At 49.2% G+C, this 19497-nt stretch carries 16 protein-coding genes and 2 tRNA genes; 4 read left to right on the top strand and 14 right to left on the bottom strand.

Annotation, left to right across the window (positions count from 1 at the left end):
- Positions 1–254 precede the first annotated feature (254 nt).
- Positions 255–331 (bottom strand) — tRNA-Arg (locus OSH01_RS00090).
- A gap of 184 nt (positions 332–515) precedes the next feature.
- Here OSH01_RS00090 and OSH01_RS00095 point away from each other — a divergent pair.
- Positions 516–1817, top strand: a complete 1302-nt coding sequence (locus OSH01_RS00095; protein ID WP_266122027.1) for a phospholipase A — start codon at positions 516–518, stop codon at positions 1815–1817.
- Here the strand turns inward: OSH01_RS00095 and OSH01_RS00100 are convergent.
- Complete coding sequence (locus OSH01_RS00100) at positions 1814–2761, bottom strand: LysR family transcriptional regulator (protein ID WP_266122028.1); 948 nt, start codon at positions 2759–2761, stop codon at positions 1814–1816. The genes OSH01_RS00095 and OSH01_RS00100 overlap by 4 nt on opposite strands.
- 126 nt (positions 2762–2887) lie before the next feature.
- Between OSH01_RS00100 and OSH01_RS00105 the strand changes: the two genes are divergently transcribed.
- Complete coding sequence (locus OSH01_RS00105) at positions 2888–6451, top strand: indolepyruvate ferredoxin oxidoreductase family protein (RefSeq protein ID WP_266122029.1); 3564 nt, start codon at positions 2888–2890, stop codon at positions 6449–6451.
- A 74-nt stretch (positions 6452–6525) separates the two neighbouring features.
- Here OSH01_RS00105 and OSH01_RS00110 read toward each other — a convergent pair whose 3' ends face one another.
- From OSH01_RS00110 to metC, 3 genes are all read right to left on the bottom strand, one after another.
- Positions 6526–7017 carry a FecR/PupR family sigma factor regulator gene (locus tag OSH01_RS00110; protein WP_266122030.1) on the bottom strand — a complete coding sequence of 164 codons (492 nt, stop codon included), beginning with the start codon at positions 7015–7017 and terminating at the stop codon, positions 6526–6528.
- Complete coding sequence (locus OSH01_RS00115) at positions 7007–7339, bottom strand: RNA polymerase sigma factor (RefSeq protein ID WP_266122031.1); 333 nt, start codon at positions 7337–7339, stop codon at positions 7007–7009. The genes OSH01_RS00110 and OSH01_RS00115 overlap by 11 nt, the downstream gene beginning before the upstream one ends.
- Positions 7340–7447: 108 nt before the next feature.
- Positions 7448–8656, bottom strand: a complete 1209-nt coding sequence (metC, locus tag OSH01_RS00120; protein WP_266122032.1) for a cystathionine beta-lyase — start codon at positions 8654–8656, stop codon at positions 7448–7450.
- 143 nt (positions 8657–8799) lie between these two features.
- Here metC and OSH01_RS00125 point away from each other — a divergent pair, with 143 nt between their 5' ends.
- Positions 8800–9258, top strand: a complete 459-nt coding sequence (locus OSH01_RS00125; protein WP_266122033.1) for an Lrp/AsnC family transcriptional regulator — start codon at positions 8800–8802, stop codon at positions 9256–9258.
- Between the two features lie 58 nt (positions 9259–9316).
- Here OSH01_RS00125 and bamC read toward each other — a convergent pair whose 3' ends face one another.
- The 4 genes from bamC to OSH01_RS00145 form a co-directional block, all read right to left on the bottom strand.
- Entirely contained in the window at positions 9317–10447 is a 1131-nt protein-coding gene (gene bamC / locus OSH01_RS00130) for an outer membrane protein assembly factor BamC (protein ID WP_266122034.1), read from the bottom strand.
- Positions 10444–11349 (bottom strand): 4-hydroxy-tetrahydrodipicolinate synthase, encoded by a 906-nt coding sequence (gene dapA, locus OSH01_RS00135; protein ID WP_266122035.1) that lies wholly within the window; start codon positions 11347–11349, stop codon positions 10444–10446. The genes bamC and dapA overlap by 4 nt, the downstream gene beginning before the upstream one ends.
- A gap of 79 nt (positions 11350–11428) precedes the next feature.
- A complete protein-coding gene (locus OSH01_RS00140) occupies positions 11429–12079 on the bottom strand; it encodes a site-2 protease family protein (RefSeq protein ID WP_266122036.1) in 651 nt (216 codons plus the stop codon).
- Positions 12080–12202: 123 nt separating this feature from the next.
- Complete coding sequence (locus OSH01_RS00145) at positions 12203–12826, bottom strand: L-threonylcarbamoyladenylate synthase (RefSeq protein WP_266122037.1); 624 nt, start codon at positions 12824–12826, stop codon at positions 12203–12205.
- Between the two features lie 182 nt (positions 12827–13008).
- Here OSH01_RS00145 and OSH01_RS00150 point away from each other — a divergent pair.
- Positions 13009–13084: transfer RNA gene (locus OSH01_RS00150), tRNA-His, on the top strand.
- A gap of 291 nt (positions 13085–13375) precedes the next feature.
- Here OSH01_RS00150 and dnaJ read toward each other — a convergent pair.
- The 5 genes from dnaJ to hrcA all read right to left on the bottom strand — a co-directional run bounded on the left by dnaJ (position 13376) and on the right by hrcA (position 19471).
- A complete protein-coding gene (gene dnaJ, locus OSH01_RS00155; protein ID WP_266122038.1) occupies positions 13376–14503 on the bottom strand; it encodes a molecular chaperone DnaJ in 1128 nt (375 codons plus the stop codon).
- A gap of 99 nt (positions 14504–14602) precedes the next feature.
- Entirely contained in the window at positions 14603–16528 is a 1926-nt protein-coding gene (gene dnaK / locus OSH01_RS00160; RefSeq protein ID WP_266122039.1) for a molecular chaperone DnaK, read from the bottom strand.
- 134 nt (positions 16529–16662) lie between these two features.
- Positions 16663–17235: a nucleotide exchange factor GrpE gene (grpE, locus tag OSH01_RS00165; RefSeq protein ID WP_266122040.1), complete on the bottom strand. Its 573-nt coding sequence runs from the start codon at positions 17233–17235 to the stop codon at positions 16663–16665.
- Between the two features lie 83 nt (positions 17236–17318).
- Positions 17319–18410, bottom strand: a complete 1092-nt coding sequence (gene hemH, locus OSH01_RS00170; protein WP_266122041.1) for a ferrochelatase — start codon at positions 18408–18410, stop codon at positions 17319–17321.
- 53 nt (positions 18411–18463) lie between these two features.
- Positions 18464–19471, bottom strand: a complete 1008-nt coding sequence (hrcA, locus tag OSH01_RS00175; protein WP_266122825.1) for a heat-inducible transcriptional repressor HrcA — start codon at positions 19469–19471, stop codon at positions 18464–18466.
- Positions 19472–19497: the final 26 nt, after the last annotated feature.

The following is a 19497-nucleotide window of genomic DNA, read 5'->3' on the forward strand; positions in this document are numbered from 1 at the left end:
CCCTTTACTTGGCCAAGAGATTCAAAGTCGGTAGTCAGGCACTGCCATCAGAACAACAGCAGAGTAGTACAAGGGTAACAAGTTAGCTTCTCAAAATAGGGCAAACTTGAGATACAAAGACGTTTGCTTCTCAAACATAAACATCAAGGTGGTTTGTCTCTCACTTTTGAAGGTTTTTGATAGACAACAAAAAACCCGCTAACCGTATTGGCGCGGGTTTAGAGGTTATTAATTGGCTTTGCTTTACAGAAGTATGGCCTGCCCTACAGGATTCGAACCTGTGGCCTACTGCTTAGAAGGCAGTTGCTCTATCCATCTGAGCTAAGGGCAGTTAAGTTGGCTAACAGACAAGAGCCAGAAAAGCTGCCCATTCTACCCCGAAAACGTGATGAAGGTAAGAGCTCTCAACCGTTCGCTATAAAAACCAGTAATTTTTTACTTTCGCCTTACAAAATGCACGCCATAAAATGGTAAATTGCCTGTTACGTCCACGCCACATACTCTGTATTAACTTTATGAAAATTTCTAATAAACCCAGTATGCATAAGCTATTGCTCAGTATGACGTTATTAGGGCTACCACTCTGCCAACAGGCTTATGCTGGAGTGACCTACCAGTTGCGTCAAGTACAGGCTGGCTCAGGCGAAACGATCAATATCGACGCTATTGTATTTAACGATACCGATAGCGTCATGAACTGGAGTGCTCCGGCTCATTTAGTCTTACAGTGGCGCGATAATCAGGGGCAAATAATACGTAGCCTCGCTGAGCGGGATTCGTCTCAAGCCTCAGCTAGCCTGCCCGTGAACACATTTAGCAAGTTTTCTTGGCGTGCTGTCGTACCTAGTGGGGTGCGTGGTTTACAGGCCCTGAACATCGAGGGCGAGCCAGTCATTCTGGCCTTAGACACTAACCCTCAATCTGCTAGCCCCCTTACCGCTACGGTGGCTCACACCGCTGTCATTGACGCTGGTGCCGCCAATAATACCAACGGGCGTGACCCAGAACTTCCCGCCGCACAAGTAGCAGCTATCGGTGTCAATCCAGAAAGTGGCCCTGGGATTAGAACAGAAGCACTTCAAACTACAGATCAAGGATTCCGTAGTTTTAGGGATGCTATTGGCGCGCACGACCCCACCTATTTTATTGTTGGTAGCCGCGGCGGAAGCAACGCACGCTTTCAGATTAGTTTCCGCTACCGTTTACACTCACCTGCAGATCCGCTTAATCCAAAATTTTTCGATCATTTTTACATGGGCTACACTCAAACGGCTTTGTGGGATCTGCATGCAGACTCTAAGCCTTTTGTGGACACCACTTATAGCCCAAGCTTATTCTGGCACAAAGACTCTATGTGGGAGTCAGCCGGTAAAAGTGTGTTTGCAGGTCTAGCCGCCGGCTACGAGCACGCCTCGAACGGGAAAGCGGGGGACGACTCGCGCTCCATGAATGACTTCTTCATCCAGCCCGAGCTGAACTACCGTTTCGATGATGGCGCCGTCCTTAGTTTTAGGCCTCGTCTGAAAGCCTATGTATTCATGAATGAAAATGCTGACTATCGGGATTATATGGGTCGTATAGACTGGAACCTACGGTACGCTCGCCATAACGGCTTGGTGTTAAGTGGCCGCTATACGCAAGGTTCTGATGGCCGCAAGAGCAAACAAGTTGCCGTTGCCTGGCCCTTAAAGCGCACGCCGCTAAATATGAATGGTTATTTGTACGGGCAATACTATTCGGGCTACGGCGAAACCATGTTGCACTACCGCAGCAAAGCCGCCTCGCAATTTCGTGTTGGTCTAGCTCTGGTGCCTTAACTAAGCCCCCGCCTGCCTGCCATGCCGGGACGCATTTGTTGTTCGCACGCCTGAATAAGAAAGCGTTGAAACAAGGCCACCAAGCCGACAGGAGCACGCGGCTTGGGCCATAACAAACCAATTTCCAACGCATCGACCGGATCACTAATGGGCAAGGCATGGATGCGTCGCCCCTCCAGCGACCAAGGCCGGTAGACCATATCAGATAATATCGATACGCCAAAGCCATAGGCTATCAAACCTCGTACCGCCTCTAATGAGCGCGTGCGCATGGCAATGCGCAGCGACAACTCACGCTCTTTACCATGTCTAGCCGCCGCGGTATCTGCATCGTCGACGGTCAATAAAATATAAGGGTACGCAGCCACCTGCTCTAAGGACACGGAGGACTCCGACGCCAACTCATGTTGATCGGCAACCCACAAGCGCCGTCTGGAGCGGGCCAAGCTATAAAAACCATACTGCTGCAAATCAACAATATTAGAAAGCAACGCAATACCTAAGTCTATTTTTTGCTCGCGCAGCGCTTCCTCCATGGCGGGGCGCTCCATGTCTTGGAGCTCAATATCAATATTCGGATAGCTGTGCTTGAACCGGCTAATCAGATCGGGCAAAAAATAACCCAATACCGTATAACCCGCCGCCACACGAATGCTGCCCGCCACCGTATGGCGTTGCAGACCTGAATGGTTCATTGCATCGTGCACTGAGTCAAGAACGTGCTGGGCATGGTGCAGAAATATCTGTCCGTGTGCCGTCAAGGCAACACCATGAGGCAAGCGCTGAAATAATTGTGTATTGAGCTTTTGCTCTAGCGTATTGACCGCGTTACTAATGGCCGATTGGGACACGTTTTCGGATTCTGCCGCGGCGGAAAACTGCCCACTGACTGCCGCAGCCACAAAATACCTGAATTGCCGCAGAGTGACTTCGTTTTTGGACATAGATATCTCTTAAACGGATACCAGTTAGCTAAAAATTTGATTTTACGATAACACAAACACCTCATACACTTAAAGCACAACTATTCCTACTTGCCTGAACAAAATTCTTGCAGGAGACATTTCACTATGAATGCACCAATACGCCACGAATCTTTGCTTGATACCGTTACCTTGGACGACAAGTACACGTTAGAACAAGGCCGCGCCTATATGAGCGGCACGCAGGCATTGATACGCTTAGCTCTATTACAAAAAGAGCGTGATCGTCGAGCTGGCCTGAATACCGCTGGCTTTATTTCTGGTTATCGCGGCTCGCCGCTCGGGGGCGTAGACTTAGCCTTGTGGCAGGCTAAAAAACACCTAGAAAAAAACGATATCGTGTTTCGCCCCGGCTTAAACGAAGATTTAGCCGCCACCTCTATTTGGGGCACGCAACAAGTCAACCTCTATGAGGGGGCCTTGCGCGATGGCGTATTTGGGATGTGGTACGGCAAAGGCCCCGGCGTAGATCGCTCTATGGATGTACTCAAGCATGCGAACTCAGCCGGCACCTCTGCTCATGGTGGGGTGCTCGTGCTGGCGGGTGATGATCACGGAGCTAAGTCCTCCACGGTCGCCCATCAGTCCGAGCACGTTTTCGCCGCTGCCGGTATTCCTGTCTTGTATCCGGCTGATGTACAAGAATATCTAGACTTTGGGCTACACGGCTGGGCATTAAGCCGCTATAGCGGCTTGTGGGTAGCGATGAAATGCGTGACGGAGGTGGTGGAGTCCAATGCCTCCGTCAACCTAGATCCCGAGCAACTGCAAATCGTTATACCCGAAGATTTTGTCTTACCTGCCGACGGTTTAAATATACGCTGGCCCGACCCGCCCTTAATACAAGAGGCGCGGATGATGAACCACAAGTGGTATGCGGCCCTTGCCTATGTGCGCGCTAATAAGCTTAATCGCATCGTCATAGACGCGCCCGATGCCCGCTTTGGCATCATGACGGCAGGCAAGGCTTATCTTGACACGCGGCAAGCCTTAGCCGATCTCGGGTTAGATGAGCAAGCCTGTCGTCAAGTGGGCTTACGGCTCTTGAAGGTAGGCTGTATCTGGCCCCTAGATGCTCAGGATGCGCGCGAATTTGCTACGGGCCTGAAAGACATTTTAGTAGTCGAAGAAAAACGTCAAATTCTCGAATATGCACTTAAAGAGGAACTATATAACTGGCGTGATGACGTGCGTCCAAAAGTCTACGGAAAGTTTGACGAAAGCGAACAAAATGGTGGCGAATGGTCGGTACCCCGGGCCCCTTGGCTCTTACCCGCTGAAGGCGAGCTATCGCCTGCCATGATCGCTCGCGCGATCGCCAAACGCCTATTAAAACAAGACTTATCCGCTGACTTACATGCTCGTATCACCTCGCGTTTAACCATACTCGATGCCAAAGAGCGTCAACAAAAAATTCCTAGTGTGCGAACAACCGATAAGGCCGAGCGCAAACCGTGGTTCTGCTCTGGCTGCCCCCATAATACCTCTACGCGCGTGCCCGAGGGTTCACGTGCAATTGCTGGGATAGGCTGCCATTACATGACTATCTGGATGGATAGGAACACCTCAACCTTCAGCCACATGGGCGGCGAAGGCGTAGCGTGGATAGGCCAACAACCCTTTAGCTCCGACAAACACGTCTTTGCCAATTTGGGCGATGGCACCTATTTCCACTCGGGCATACTCGCCATACGCGCCTCCATCGCGGCTAACTCTAACATTACCTATAAAATTCTCTATAACGATGCCGTGGCTATGACAGGCGGCCAGCCGGTAGACGGTGTTCTGAAGGTGACGGATGTCATTGCCCAGGTACACGCCGAGGGCGCTCGCAAGGTCGTGGTCGTTACCGATGAGCTCGAAAAATTCAACAATATAAGCTTGGTGGGCAACCCACCTGTTTATCATCGCGACGACTTAGATAAGGTACAAAAAGAGCTGCGCGACATCCCCGGTACCACTGTCTTAGTGTATGACCAAACCTGTGCTACGGAAAAACGTCGCCGACGCAAACGCGGCACTTACCCTGATCCTGCTTTACGTGCCTACATTAATGACGCTGTCTGTGAAGGCTGTGGTGATTGCTCCGTGCAGTCGAATTGCTTATCTGTGGAGCCCTTGGCCACCGATATGGGAAGTAAGCGCCGCATCAACCAATCCTCATGCAATAAAGACTTCTCTTGTGTCAAAGGCTTTTGCCCCAGTTTCGTAACCTTAAAAGGGGCGCAATTACGACAACCTGAAATTCAGGGAAAATCCTTGGATCACTTCGCTGTCAACGCCCTCCCCGAACCGGTAGCAGTTAGCCTTGAGGATACTTACGGCGCAATGATTGCTGGCATAGGTGGCACCGGTATAGTAACCATTGGCGCCCTAATGGGTATGGCTGCGCATATTGAAGGCAAAGGTGTCACGGTACTAGATATGGCCGGCCTCGCACAGAAAGGGGGCTCAGTACTCAGTCATGTGCAAATCGCTCAACGCCAAGACTTGCTGCATGCTACACGAGTGGCCACAGGTGAAGCCAAGCTACTGATTGGCGCTGATGCCATCGTGGCTAACTCTCCAGAGGTGCTGAGCCGTGTAGGGCTTGACCACACCTGCGCTATTATTAATACCGCGGCTAGCCCCACTTCGGAACTCATTGGCAATGCTCACTGGAAATTCCCCCTTAAAGCAGCTAGCGAAGATCTACAGGCCAGTATTGGTAAGCATATACATTTCCTAGACGCGAATGCTCTAGCGGTTCATGTACTGGGCGATAGTATTTACGCTAACCCTATTTTACTGGGTTACGCTTGGCAAAATGGCTGGGTGCCCTTGCAAGCAGCTAGCTTACTCAAAGCGATGCAGCTCAATGGCGTCAAGGTCCAAGAAAACCAAGATGCGTTCCAATGGGGCCGCCTTGCCGCGGTGAAAGGCATGTCTGCCATTATGGGAGAAAGTAAGCAGGGTTCGGAACCACTGCCTTTTCCTGAAAGTGTGCCTGCGCTGATCAAACGCATGCAGACTCATTTAAGTGCCTACCAAAATGCGGCTTGGGCCCAGCGCTATAGCGATAAAATCAAAGATCTACAGCGTAAAGAAACCGCACTAGAATTAGACAAGAATCTGCCTGTTACTCGTTTAGCCGCCACTTACCTAGCTAAGCTAATGAGCTACAAGGATGAATATGAGGTGGCACGTCTTTATACTGAGCCTCAGTTTTTAGCTAAATTACGCGAGCAATTCGCTGGCGAACCCGATAAAGACTATCAGATTCAATACCACCTGGCCCCCCCTACGCTCAAGCACACGGGTAGCGACGGAGCACCAAAAAAACGTCTGTATGGCTCTTACATGAAGCATGTTTTTACCTTACTCGCTGCTGTAAGAGGACTGCGAGGTACAGCTTTCGACCCGTTTGGACGAACCGCTGAACGTCGCCATGAACGCCAGTTCATTGACGACTACATGCAAGTGCTAGATGAAGTCAGCGCCCAGTTGTCGCCACACAACCTAACGCAAGCTGAGGCTTTACTGAGTTACCCAGACCTTATCCGCGGCTATGGCCATATTAAGGAGAATAATCGTCTTAAGGCGTATCAGGTACGAGAACAGGCTTTACAGGCATTTCGCCAAGCCAGCTCCAAACAAACTCGTATCGCCTAAGCTAAACTCGGGGCTTACTATAGCCCCGCTCTCCCCCTACCCTTAAGCAAGCCGAAGGAAGCGCCTAGACAAATCTACTTGTCTGAAGCCGTATCCATAGGGCGTAAAGATTTGTCGGGCGAGACGTGGTTTTTTTGATCGACAGGTTTCCCCTCTCGGTGCTCAACTGGCTCGGGCTGATCTAACCAACGTCCATAAACACTTAAGCCCACTACTCCTAGCGCTAAACATACAGCCCCTAGCAAAGCCAAAAGACGAGTCGAGGGCGTTAACAAAAAATCAGCCCAAGCATCTTTCCCCGCCTGCCACCAAGAAACCTTAGTCGCCAATACGCGGAATGGCTCCGGTATATGAGTCGAACCCAAGCTGCATAAGTGCGCCTTACTCAAGGTATCAAGACTGTCCCAATCACGCTGCCACCCCTGATAAGCTTGTTCGTGTAAAGGGTCTATAGCCAACCAAGCTTTGAAGGCCATCTGGCTACGAGCATCCAGATGATGATTATTTTTCAAAAACCAGACTAAGGCTTGCTCATCGATACGATCCGGTAACTTATTAACTGGCACTGCCGGCTCGTCTTAACGATGGCTTAGTGCTGTGGTAAGCCTTTAGCTCTTGGCGGCACGCTTGCATCGCGATACGAATATGCTGCTCTACCTGATTAGAGGGGATGCGCATATGTTGCGCTATTTCCGTATACGCCAAGCCGTAGAATCGATGCAATACAAAGGCCTCGCGACGCCGCCTAGGTAGCTGCTGCAGACGATGTAAAAGATACTCAGTCTGTGCCGAGAGCTCAACCTTGCTTTGGGGGGCCGGAGAGGGTGAAGGGCGGAGCCGCCTGCGCAGCAAAAAGTTCGCCACTTCTCGATAATAACGCTCTAACATAACTGTATCCGCCAGAACATAAATGATAATAGTTCTTATTATCTTTATTTTGACGAATAAAGTCTAGTGTTATACCCCCTCTCACCGCTGTCTAGTGCAACCTACTATTTATACGAGTGCTACTTCCTTTGGAGCCGAGAGCGCCACGCATTCTTGTAACGCTGCAAAACCGTTTTCCAAGTCTGCCATTAAGTCCTGAGGATCCTCTAAGCCTATATGCAAGCGCACTCCTGGGCCCGCATAAGGCCATGCCGTATATTCTCGGCCCACTGGCGCAAAAGGCAAGGCAAGACTTTCATAACCGCCCCAAGAAACTCCCAATCCAAACAATTGCAGTGCATCAATAAAAGCGTGTAATGCCGCCTCGGGTATCGGCTTCAAGGCTATGGCAAATAGACCTGGCGCACCGGTGAAGTCTCGCTTCCATAACTCATGATCGGGGTGGCTTGGTAAAGCTGGATGCAATACGCGCTCAACCTCTGGACGCTCCTCGAGCCACTGTGCTATTTGCACTCCAGATGCCCAATGCTGACGTAAGCGTAATTCCATGGTACGCAAACCTCGCAAAGCTAAGTAAGCATCGTCAGGGCTGCAAGTTTGGCCAAAATTGTGCGCGCTATCACGCACCGCTGGCCAAGCTCGCTGGTTGCACGTTGCTACCCCTAACATCGCATCGGAGTGGCCCACAATATACTTAGTAGCAGCCTGAATCGCTACATCGACGCCATGTTTGAAGGCATCGAAAAATAAGGGTGTGCCCCAGGTATTATCCATTACAACAAAGGCCCCTGCCGCATGAGCCTCTTTGGCAATAGCCGGAATATCTTGCAACTCAAAAGTTTCTGAACCCGGAGACTCTACCAGCACCACCTTGGTATTGGGTTGAATCAAATCACGTATCTGGGCTCCTATACCCGGTGCATAGCGTGTGAAACTGACGTTGAAACGCGCTAAGGTGGTTTGCAAAAACTGTGAGGTTGCTGCGTAAGCGCTATCGGTGAGTAAGATATGATCCCCTGCCCCCACCAGACCCGTCAACACACTAGCTAAGGCGGCCAAGCCTGATGGATACAGCATGGTTCTATAGCCACCACTCAGTTCCGTTAGAGCTTCTTGCAGAGCATGATGCGTAGCGGTACCAAAACGGCCATAAATACTAACGCCAAAGTCATCCTCCGCTTGGCGACGGTTTTTTTCCTGCCAGTGCGCTAGGGTAGGGCTGAGCAATGTAGAGCCACGCACTATCGGCGTATTTACGACACCTTCGAAACGCTGCGGGTTACGACCTAGATTAACTAGCTTAGTACGTGTTTTCATGTTTACTCACTTATTACGAATCAATAACACTGAAAGTAGTATAGCGAGCAAGCCGATGAAAATTATGCCAAAATTAGCTCATAATCGACAAAAAAGAGAAATAAATTTACCCATTACGACAACAAGAGAGAAATAATTTTATTATGGATAAAAAAGACAAAATCATACTACATGCACTACAAGAGAATGCCACTTTGTCGGTGCAAGAACTCGCTGATAAAGCTAGCTTATCTCCTACTGCATGTTGGAAACGAATTCAAAAACTGCAGCAAGAAGGCGTGATCAGTAAACAAGTATGCGTACTCGATCGAAAAAAGTTGGGCGTACCCGTAACCGTTTTTGTCGCCATACGCACACAAAGCCATACTCCCGAATGGTTAGAGCAATTTGCTTCCGGAGTCATTGATATCCCCGAAGTGGTGGAGGTGTATCGCATGAGTGGCGATATTGATTATTTGCTCAAAGTAGTAGCACCAGACATCGAGGGTTTCGATCAGATTTATAAGCGACTTATCCGTACAGCGCATATGTATGATGTTTCATCTAGTTTTTCTATGGAAGAGCTTAAGTGCACAACCGCCCTGCCCTTGACTTATTGTTAATAAAAAAGCCCTGACCAAAGTCAGGGCTTGATATAGCACTACACCAACAGTAAAGCTATTACTTCGTTGCGCGCATATTACTGGACAACACATTAATAATACGCTTAGCTGTCGCTGTGGTTTGTTCTTGACCACTTTGGTCTTGCACAATAACCCGAGTGCGTCCACCTTGCTCTCGCACATTGATGCGATACGGTACGGCTTCAGCAGTGTTTCTGCTACCAAACAACCTACCTATGATGTTCTGTTGTTCGATTTTTTCACCTGTATCAGAATCCAAATAACGGATATAGAAATCACCAGCAGTACGATCACGGTCTTCAACGGTAAAACCAGCCGAGTCTATGGCAACACCAACACGGCGCCATGCGCGATCAAACGGCTCATTCAGTATTAGCTCGGCTTGATCAGTACCGTCCAGCGTTTGTACCTGGGCTCCCGTAGGATCTTTCTCGGCGTTTTGTATGCGGCTGCGAGCGGTATCAATATCTGTACCTAAGTACACCATTAAACGTGCCAGCATGGTGGCATTTAGACCTGGATCTTCTTTGGCATACACCCATTTAAAGGCAGAGCCATCGATCGTAGGGGTCTCTTCCATACGCTGATGCGAAATAAAGACTTCTGTACGACCGTCAACACGTTCAATGCGTGTACGGAATCGATCTCTCTCACCACTGTCAAACACCTGATCGATAATGGAGCCTAAAGCGCTACGAATCCAACTTTCAGGAATTTTAGCGCGGTTTTCGGCCCAGTCGGTTTGAATAAGACCAGCAGCGGCATCTTGCGAATTGATGGTGAATCCTTGCTCAATCCAAAATTCAGCCACGCGTGGGAACACTTGTTCGGGAGTTTGTTCCACGACCAGCCAGCGCAAGTCGCCATCGCGCACGACTCTGACACCTGTCTGCTCGGGTAACACCTGTTGCACACCGCTACCCACTTGAGCCTGCTGCCCCTGCTGGTACTGTGAGTAACTGGTCGCCCCTTCGGGTGCACGGAAATGTGCATCGCGATTTGCCTGAGTTAAATCAGGAGGGATGCTTAAGGGATCGCCCGAAACGGTACTTTTATAATCTACCGACTCTTCACCCCCCAGTGCTTGATTAATAGAGGAGCAACCGGAAAGAACAAGTAGGCTAAGCGATAAACCGAGCAAGGATTTACTGACTGGTTTCATAATCATGGAATCAAATTCGCTTCTTTCAATGTTTGACGCATCAACATATGATGCTGTTCACTAAGCGTGCACAACGGTAAACGATAACCCAACTGCGTTAAGCCCATCTCAGCGGCAGCCCATTTTACGGGAATCGGATTCGCTTCCACAAATAAATGCTGATTTAAAGCGGCCAGTTGTGTGTTGATCTCACGCACTTTGGGTACGTCCATTTTTAGGGCCGCTTCGCACAACTCACTCATGAGTCGCGGAGCCACGTTAGCGGTTACCGAAATATTCCCTTTTGCGCCCAATAAAATATAAGCTGCCGCCGTGGCATCATCACCGCTTAGTACGACAAAGTTAGCGGGCAGATCACGCAATAAGCGCGCTCCACGACCCATGTCACCCGTCGCATCTTTAATGCCAACCACATTAGGTACTTGCGCTAGGCGCACTACTGTCTCGTTACTTAAATCGGCTACCGTACGTCCTGGCACATTATACAAAATCTGCGGCAAGTCTACCGTTTCGACTATTTTCCGAAAATGCTGGTACAGGCCTTCTTGACTGGGACGATTGTAGTAGGGCACCACCGTCAATCCGTAGTCAGCGCCAACTTCCAATGCATGTGCAGAGAGTTCAATAGCTTCAGTCGTTGAGTTGCCGCCTACCCCAGCAATGACTGGGATACGGCCAGCCGTATGTTCCACTGCCACTTTTATTAGCTGCGCATGCTCGTCCATATCAACAGTAGGCGACTCACCCGAGGTTCCCACTACGACCAATGCCTTTGTGCCTTGCTCTATATGCCAATCGATCAATTTTCGATAGGCCACATAATCCAAATTTCCGTCCTGATCCATAGGGGTGATCAGGGCAACCATACTTCCCTCTAATGTGGGCATTGCTGTGTCCGAAATTGCCATGATAGGAACTAACTCAAACTTTCGCCTGAGCGACCAAAAATTAACGTGAACGAAGAAGTTTACCGGATAAGAGATAAAATCATAAGAACCAAGTAACGAAGCTTTGACCAAAATACAAAAATGGCATCATAAGCTTCCACAACACTCCGGTAAACATCAAAATTAAAATAATAGGCATGCCGTATGGCTCCATACGAGCATATTGCACGGCTACTTTATTAGGTAACAGGCTAAATAAGATACGCCCGCCATCTAAAGGTAAAAGCGGCACTAAGTTTAACGCCATTAAAACCAAGTTAACTTGTACACCAGCCATGGCTACTCGTAACCAGAAGTCAGCACCACCCAAACCCAAGGCCTCGGCAACACGAGCAAACAAAACCCAAAATACGGCCATGATCAAATTTGATGCGGGACCCGCTAAGGCCACCCACGCCATATCGCGCTTAGGTTTGCGTAAGCGCCCCCAGTTTACAGGAACCGGCTTCGCCCAACCGAATAATACTGCTGGCATAGATAGTAAGCTGGCACTTAATAATAAAATAAGTGGTAGCGCTATAGTACCGAACGGGTCTATGTGGGGAATAGGATTAAGCGTCATACGCCCCGCCTGATACGCGGTCGAATCCCCAAAAAAACGTGCCACATAAGCATGCGCCGCCTCATGTAAGGTAATACCAAAGATAAGCGGCAAAGCGTAGATGGTGATGGTTTGTATTACTGATTCCATAGATCTTCAGGTCTGTCTGCCACAGTGGCATGATTGCCAGGGCGTTGATTCCGTCCTTCAGGATTGAACCACGAACAGCCTGACCGTGCAGCCTAATTTTACGAGGCTGCACAAAAAAATTACTTATAAGCCAAGTGTAGCAGGGTCTCCGGCACCTAAACGCAAGACTTGGGGGGCTTCACCCGTCAAATCTATCACTGTCGTTGCCGTTAAGGCGCAAGGGCCACCATCTACCACCGCTGCAAGCTGATGGGCGTAACGCTGTAGGATCTCTTCGGCATCATTAAGCGGCTCGTCTGAACCGTCCGGAATTAGGGTGGTCGACATTAACGGCGAACCGGCCTGCTCAATCAAGGCCAGCGCTACTTTTTGTTCCGGCACGCGTATGCCTATGGTTTTCCGAGAAGGATGGGAAACTCGTCGCGGCACCTCTTTGGTCGCTTCAAGAATAAAAGTCCAAGGGCCTGGCGTCGCCATTTTCAGCAGACGATACTGTTTATTATCTACTTTCGCAAAATGACTAATTTCCGCAAGGTCGCGGCACAATAAAGTGAGATGATGCCGCTCATCCAAACCCCGTAGTCGACGCAACGCGTCTGCCGCTGACTTATCATCCAAACGTGCTACCACCGCATAACTAGAGTCGGTAGGCACCGCTACCAGCCCCCCTTTTGCCAGTAGCTCTGCAGCCTGTGCCATAGCACGGGGCTGAGGATTCTCGGGGTGCACGACGAATAGTTGGGACATAAGCATTTCCTTGTTGTAAACATATTTACAGTAACGTACTACAGATAAACATCTGTCCTAACACGTACTTTTAGGCTTCAAGATGAATATTCTCACAAAACACTTGCCAAAAACTTATTTTATGCCTTATAATTTATTTTTTACCCAGCAACCACCTTTGTTTGGTAAAAAACGAAACAGTGGTGACCGTAGCTCAGTTGGTAGAGTCCCGGATTGTGATTCCGGTTGTCGTGGGTTCGAGCCCCATCGGTCACCCCAAAATATATTCGCTTATTAAGTTTTATATAGCTTACCTAAAAAGCAATAAAACTAAAATGCGATAAAACAATTAAAGCCCGCCTCAAGCGGGCTTTTTTGCGCTTACTGCCCCCGCTTATAGGGTAGTGAGCCATTACTCGACACCATAAGTAGTGCTATAGCCCAAACACGTTAACACTCAAGCATTAGCTACTACACCAGTCGCTAACAATACCAATGTCATTGCGCAGCCGGCACTCTGACAATAACATAAAAATGCCGAGCACTAAGCTCGGCATTTTTAGAAACACATCAAGAAAACCAGTTCTTGAGCTTATCAGTAAAAGACTCGCTTTTCGGGGAGTGCTTGGTTCCACCATCACGCAAAGCATCTTCGAACTGACGCAAAATTTTCTTTTGCTCATCCGACAAGCGCACAGGTGTTTCAACCTGCACGTGGCAGTACAAATCACCTGGGTAGCTAGAGCGCACCCCTTTGATACCTTTACCCCGTAAGCGGAAGGTTTTACCCGTCTGCGTACCTTCAGGTATGGCGATTTCCCCACGTCCTGTTAGGGTTGGCACCTCGACCAAACCACCTAAAGCTGCGGTAGTGAACGGTATGGTTAACTCGCAATGCAAATCCTCGCCATCGCGCTTAAAAATACCGTGTGGCTTGATACGAATTTCTACGTATAGGTCGCCAGGAGGGCCTCCATTGACGCCAGGCTCACCATTACCGCTGGAGCGGATACGCATACCATCATCTATACCGGCGGGAATCTTCACCTGCAAGGTCTTGGTTTTACGTACTCGCCCTTCCCCATTACATGCTGTACACGGATCTGGAATTTCCTTACCCGAGCCATGACAGGTGGGACAAGTTTGCTGCATGCTAAAGATACCTTGTTGCATGCGCACTGCACCAGCGCCATTACAAGTGCGGCAGGTTTCTGCTTTGGTACCAGGTTTTGCCCCTGAACCACTGCATACCTCGCAGTTATCCCAGCTAGGAATACGGATTTCAGTGTCAAAGCCATTAGCCGCCTGCTCTAGACTAATATCTAAGGCATAACGTAAGTCTGCACCACGATATACCTGTGGGCCACCACCGCGGCCGCCTCTGCCACCACCGAAAATTTCGCCAAAAATATCACCAAAAGCATCTGCAAAACCAGCGCCTCCACCCATTCCGGCACCCATACCAGAATTAGGGTCTACACCGGCATGACCATAATGATCATACGCTTCACGCTTTTGCTCATCCGATAGAATCTCGTAGGCTTCTTTAGCCTCTTTGAACTTCTCTTCTGCCTCATGATTGTCCGGATTACGATCCGGATGATACTTCATGGCGAGCTTACGATAAGCCTTACGGAGCTCATCTTGTGTCGCATTTTTTGCCACACCGAGAATGTCGTATAAGTCGCGTTTTGCCATTTTATCTCACAGCGCCTAAAGCGCTATCGTTTGAATAACAATGCCCGATTTCCTGCTGCGCGCTGGAAACCGGGCTATAACTACCTCATCAAGGCTAGATTACTGATCGCGTTTAACTTCACGGAAGTCAGCATCAACCACGTTATCATCAGCGGGCTGAGCATCGGCGCCTGGGGCACCTTGCTGTGCAGCAGCTTCAGCTTGCATATCGGCATACATCTTTTCGCCTAGCTTTTGTGAAGCTGTGGACAAGGCCTCGACTTTAGCGTCAATAGCTTCCTTATCGCCCTCTTTCAGGGTTTCTTCCAGCTCTTTGATAGCAGCCTCGATGGCTTCTTTCTCGCCTGCCTCAAGCTTGTCACCGTACTCTTCCAGCGATTTACGGGTAGAGTGTACGAGAGACTCGGCTTGGTTACGGGCGATCGCTAGTTCGGCGATACGATGGTCATCCGCGGCGTGCAATTCCGCATCTTTCACCATGCGCTCGATTTCCTCGTCGGACAAGCCAGAGTTCGCTTTGATCGTAATTTTGTTTTCTTTGCCTGTACCTTTATCTTTAGCCGATACATGCAAGATACCGTTGGCATCAATATCAAAGGTCACTTCAATTTGTGGCAAACCACGAGCTGCAGGTGGAATACCCTCGAGGTTGAACTCACCCAACGCCTTATTACCGGCAGCAATCTCACGCTCACCCTGATACACCTTAATGGTCACAGCAGGCTGATTATCATCAGCGGTCGAGAACACCTGTGAATGACGAGTAGGTATCGTGGTGTTTTTATGGATCATCTTGGTCATTACACCGCCCAGGGTCTCGATACCCAAGGACAAAGGAGTAACGTCTAGCAAGAGTACGTCTTTACGGTCACCCGACAACACAGAACCTTGAATCGCTGCACCAGCGGCTACCGCTTCATCAGGGTTCACGTCTTTACGTGGATCGCGGCCAAAGAACTCTTTAACACGTTCTTGTACTTTAGGCATGCGGCTCATACCGCCCACCAAGATTACATCATCGATATCAGAAGTTTTTACCCCTGCATCTTTAATCGCCACACGACAAGGCTCAATGGAGCGCTCGATCAAGTCTTCGACCAATGCTTCCAGTTTTGCACGCGTGATTTTCAAGTTAAGGTGTTTAGGGCCTGAAGCATCAGCTGTAATGTAAGGCAGGTTGATTTCAGTTTGCTGAGTAGAAGATAATTCGATCTTCGCTTTTTCAGCGGCTTCTTTCAAACGCTGCAGTGCCAATACGTCTTTAGACAGATCGACGCCACTTTCTTTCTTGAAGTCTTCAATAATGTAATCGATGATACGTTTATCAAAGTCTTCACCGCCCAAGAAGGTATCACCATTCGTGGACAGAACTTCAAACTGTTTCTCGCCGTCTACGTCAGCGATTTCGATAATGGATACGTCAAACGTACCACCACCCAAGTCATATACCGCTATTTTACGATCGCCTTTTTCGGTCTTATCCAAACCAAAGGCTAACGCCGCTGCAGTAGGCTCGTTGATAATACGTTTTACATCTAGCCCAGCAATACGACCGGCATCTTTAGTCGCTTGACGCTGACTATCGTTAAAGTAAGCAGGAACCGTAATGACGGCCTCAGTCACTTCCTCGCCTAAGTAGTCTTCTGCGGTTTTTTTCATTTTCCGCAAAATATCGGCAGACACTTGCTGAGGAGCCAGCTTTTTGCCTTGAGCCTCTACCCAAGCGTCACCGTTCTCAGCCGCTGCAATCGTGTAAGGCACATGACTAATATCAGCCTGAACCACTTTTTCGTTAAACTTACGGCCAATCAAGCGCTTCACAGCAAAAATTGTATTGGCAGGATTTGTCACTGCCTGACGTTTTGCTGGAGCACCGACTAAAATTTCGCCATCTTGCATGTAGGCAACGATGGATGGGGTGGTACGACCGCCCTCGGCGTTTTCAATAATGCGAACCTGGTCACCATCCAAAATAGATACGCAGCTATTTGTTGTACCCAGGTCAATACCAATGATTTTGCTCATAATTGATTACCTAGCTTATAAATGTTGAATGCTAAAAGCAAATTGTTCGATGAATGGTAGATGGGGGATACCCTAGAAATTTCAAGGGCCAACTATATTTTTTTATGTCAGCCCTGTTTTTTCGCCCCTACGCCTTATTTAGCAGCGCTTACCATGACCAATGCTGGACGCAAAACACGCTCAGAAATGGTGTATCCCTTTTGCAAGACTTGTGCAATTGTTCCCTCGGGGTGATCAGAGGGGACAGCCGAAATAGCCTGATGTAAATGTGGATCAAACTTTTCACCTGGCTCAGGAGCAACTTCTTTAAGGTGATTCCACTCAAACGCCTTTACCAACTGGCGCAAAGTGGTCTCAACCCCTTCTTTCCAAGTGTCTAGGCTTTGATCGGTTTGTGCTAACGCCGCCTCTAGGCTATCGCGCACAGGGATTAGGCTCTCGGCAAACGACTCAATCCCAAATTTACGGGCTTTGGACACATCGTCCTCGGCACGACGACGAATGTTTTCAACCTCGGCCTTGGCTCTAAGCAACTGATCGTGATAGCTCGCAATTTTCTCTTGCGCTTGAGCCAGCTCAACGGCCAAAGCCCCTGCATCCTCTACGAGGCCTTCAGGATTTTCAGTCGCCTCTGTGGGCTCGTCATGCTGAGCCATTGTTGGCTCTTGGGGGTCTAGCGGCTTGTTGTCGTCAGCGTGAGTCGACATACTAAGTTCTCCACAACAGAAATCGTCAATCACCCCAAAATGGGGGCTATCTAAGCCAATTCAAGTAAGGTAAGCAAAAAATATTATGTATTTGCTGTGTTGTCGTGGCTAACCCATCCTGACAGATGACGCAAAGCCAGATCTGTTAATGCCTCCACCCAGGATGAGTCGGCATTCAAACAAGGGATATAACGCAACTGCTGGCCGCCGTCCTCAACAAAAGCATCGCGGCATTCTATTTGTATTTCTTCAAGAGTTTCCAAGCAATCGGCCAAGAAGCCTGGGCACATCGCATCAACCCTAGCCACACCTTGCTTGGCCCACTCACGCAACAGCGGCTCAGTATAGGGCTCTAACCAGCGCTCCGCACCGAAGCGGCTTTGAAAAGAAACGTGAATAGGTACTTGTTGATCCGCCAGCTCGGCTTTTAGGGCTAAGCTAGTTTCCAGGCAATCCCGATAATACGGATCACCCTGCTCTGCACAGCGCCTAGGTAGACCATGAAAGCTTAATAGCAAGCGCTCGGGTTTGCCATGCTCGTGCCAATATTGGCGTACTTTATTAGCCAAAGCGCCAATGTAGCCAGGGTCGACATGATAACGTTTTACTGTGCGCCACTCGGGCTGATCACGCAAACGTGCCATATGTTCCGCGATGTAATCAAACGCAGTTGCCGTGGTACTAGCGGCGTACTGGGGGTACAGCGGTAAGGCTAAAATACGCTGGCAACCTTTAGCGCGCAAGGCCTCTACCGCACTGATCAAAGAGGGTTGACCATACCGCATACCTAGCTCTACGAACACCTGCTCGTAGCCACGCGCCTGCAAGCTAGACTGCAACCCATCGGCCTGTGCTTGGCTCCATACGAGCAGCGGAGCCCCTTCAGGAAGCCAAATGTCCTGATACCGAGGCGCTAACTTAGCTGGCCTGCGTGGCAAAATAAACAAACGCAATATGATTTGCCATAAAAACGGCGGAATTTCTATGACACGCGGATCAGAGAGAAACTCTTTTAAGTAGCGCCGTATTTCTGTAGCATTTGGCGCTGCTGGAGTGCCTAGATTTATCAGCACAATCCCTATAGGCCCAGGCGGCTGGATGGACTGTGGTTCGGACGCCAATAACGTAGGGTCAGCCGCTTCAGGCAAATAAGGCGAAGCAAAGATTTTAGACATGGGGGCGAATAATACGAGTGGCTAAAGAATAGAGAGGATGTAGACCATGCCCTTTAAGCATGGTGACTTAAAGCGTTAGACAACATACGTGCGGTGATGTCTACAATGGGAATGACCTTATCATAGGCCATACGCGATGGCCCAATAACACCCAAGGTACCTACTACCTGCCCGTCTACCCCGTAAGGCGCTGTAATAACCGATACATCTTCTAGGGGAACTAAGTGTGAGTCTCCACCGATGTAAATCTGCACCCCCTCGGCTTTACTAGATACATCCAGTAAATGCAGCAAATCGGTTTTTTTCTCGAACAAGCTAAACAGACGCCTTAGCCTGTCCATGTCTGCCACCATCTCAGATACATTAAGCAGCTTGTTTTCGCCGGCAATCACTACCGCCTCTTTGTGGTCTGGTTGATGCGTACCTGCATCAACGGCCTGTTGCATAAGGCGAGATATATCTGCCTGCAAGTTAGTAAGTTCCCTCGCTAAGGAGTGCTTCACCTGGTCGAATGATAAACCAGAAAAATGATGATTAAAAAAGTTACTGGCCTCGATGAGCTCTTGCTCAAGGTAGTCACGGGGCACAAACAAAATGCGATTTTGCACGTCCCCATCGGGGGTTACGATAATTAATAAAACACGCTTTTCCGATAAACGTATAAATTCGATCTGCCGGAATACTTGGGCTTTTTTAGGGGCCAACACCACGCCAGCGAACTGCGACAAATTGGACAGAACAGAGGCGGCCGACATCACCGCTCGCCCTGGTTCATCAAGCGGTATATATTGGTCCAAATGCATATTAGCGAGATTTTCAAAACGCCTTGAAGCGAGCATACTATCGACAAACAAGCGATACCCTTTCGGTGTGGGCACCCGCCCCGCCGACGTATGGGGGCTGTGTATTAACCCCAAACCTTCTAGCTCGGCCATTACATTGCGTATTGTCGCCGGTGAAAAATCAAAAACCGCCGACAAGGTTCGAGAGCCCACTGGCTGGCCGTCGGCAATATAACGTTCAATTAACGCTTTCAGTAATTCATTGGCTCTATCATCCATACCCGACATTTTACTCTCTTTATGAT

The organism is Alcaligenes endophyticus (genome assembly GCF_026344035.1).
Classification (GTDB): domain Bacteria; phylum Pseudomonadota; class Gammaproteobacteria; order Burkholderiales; family Burkholderiaceae_B; genus Alcaligenes; species Alcaligenes endophyticus.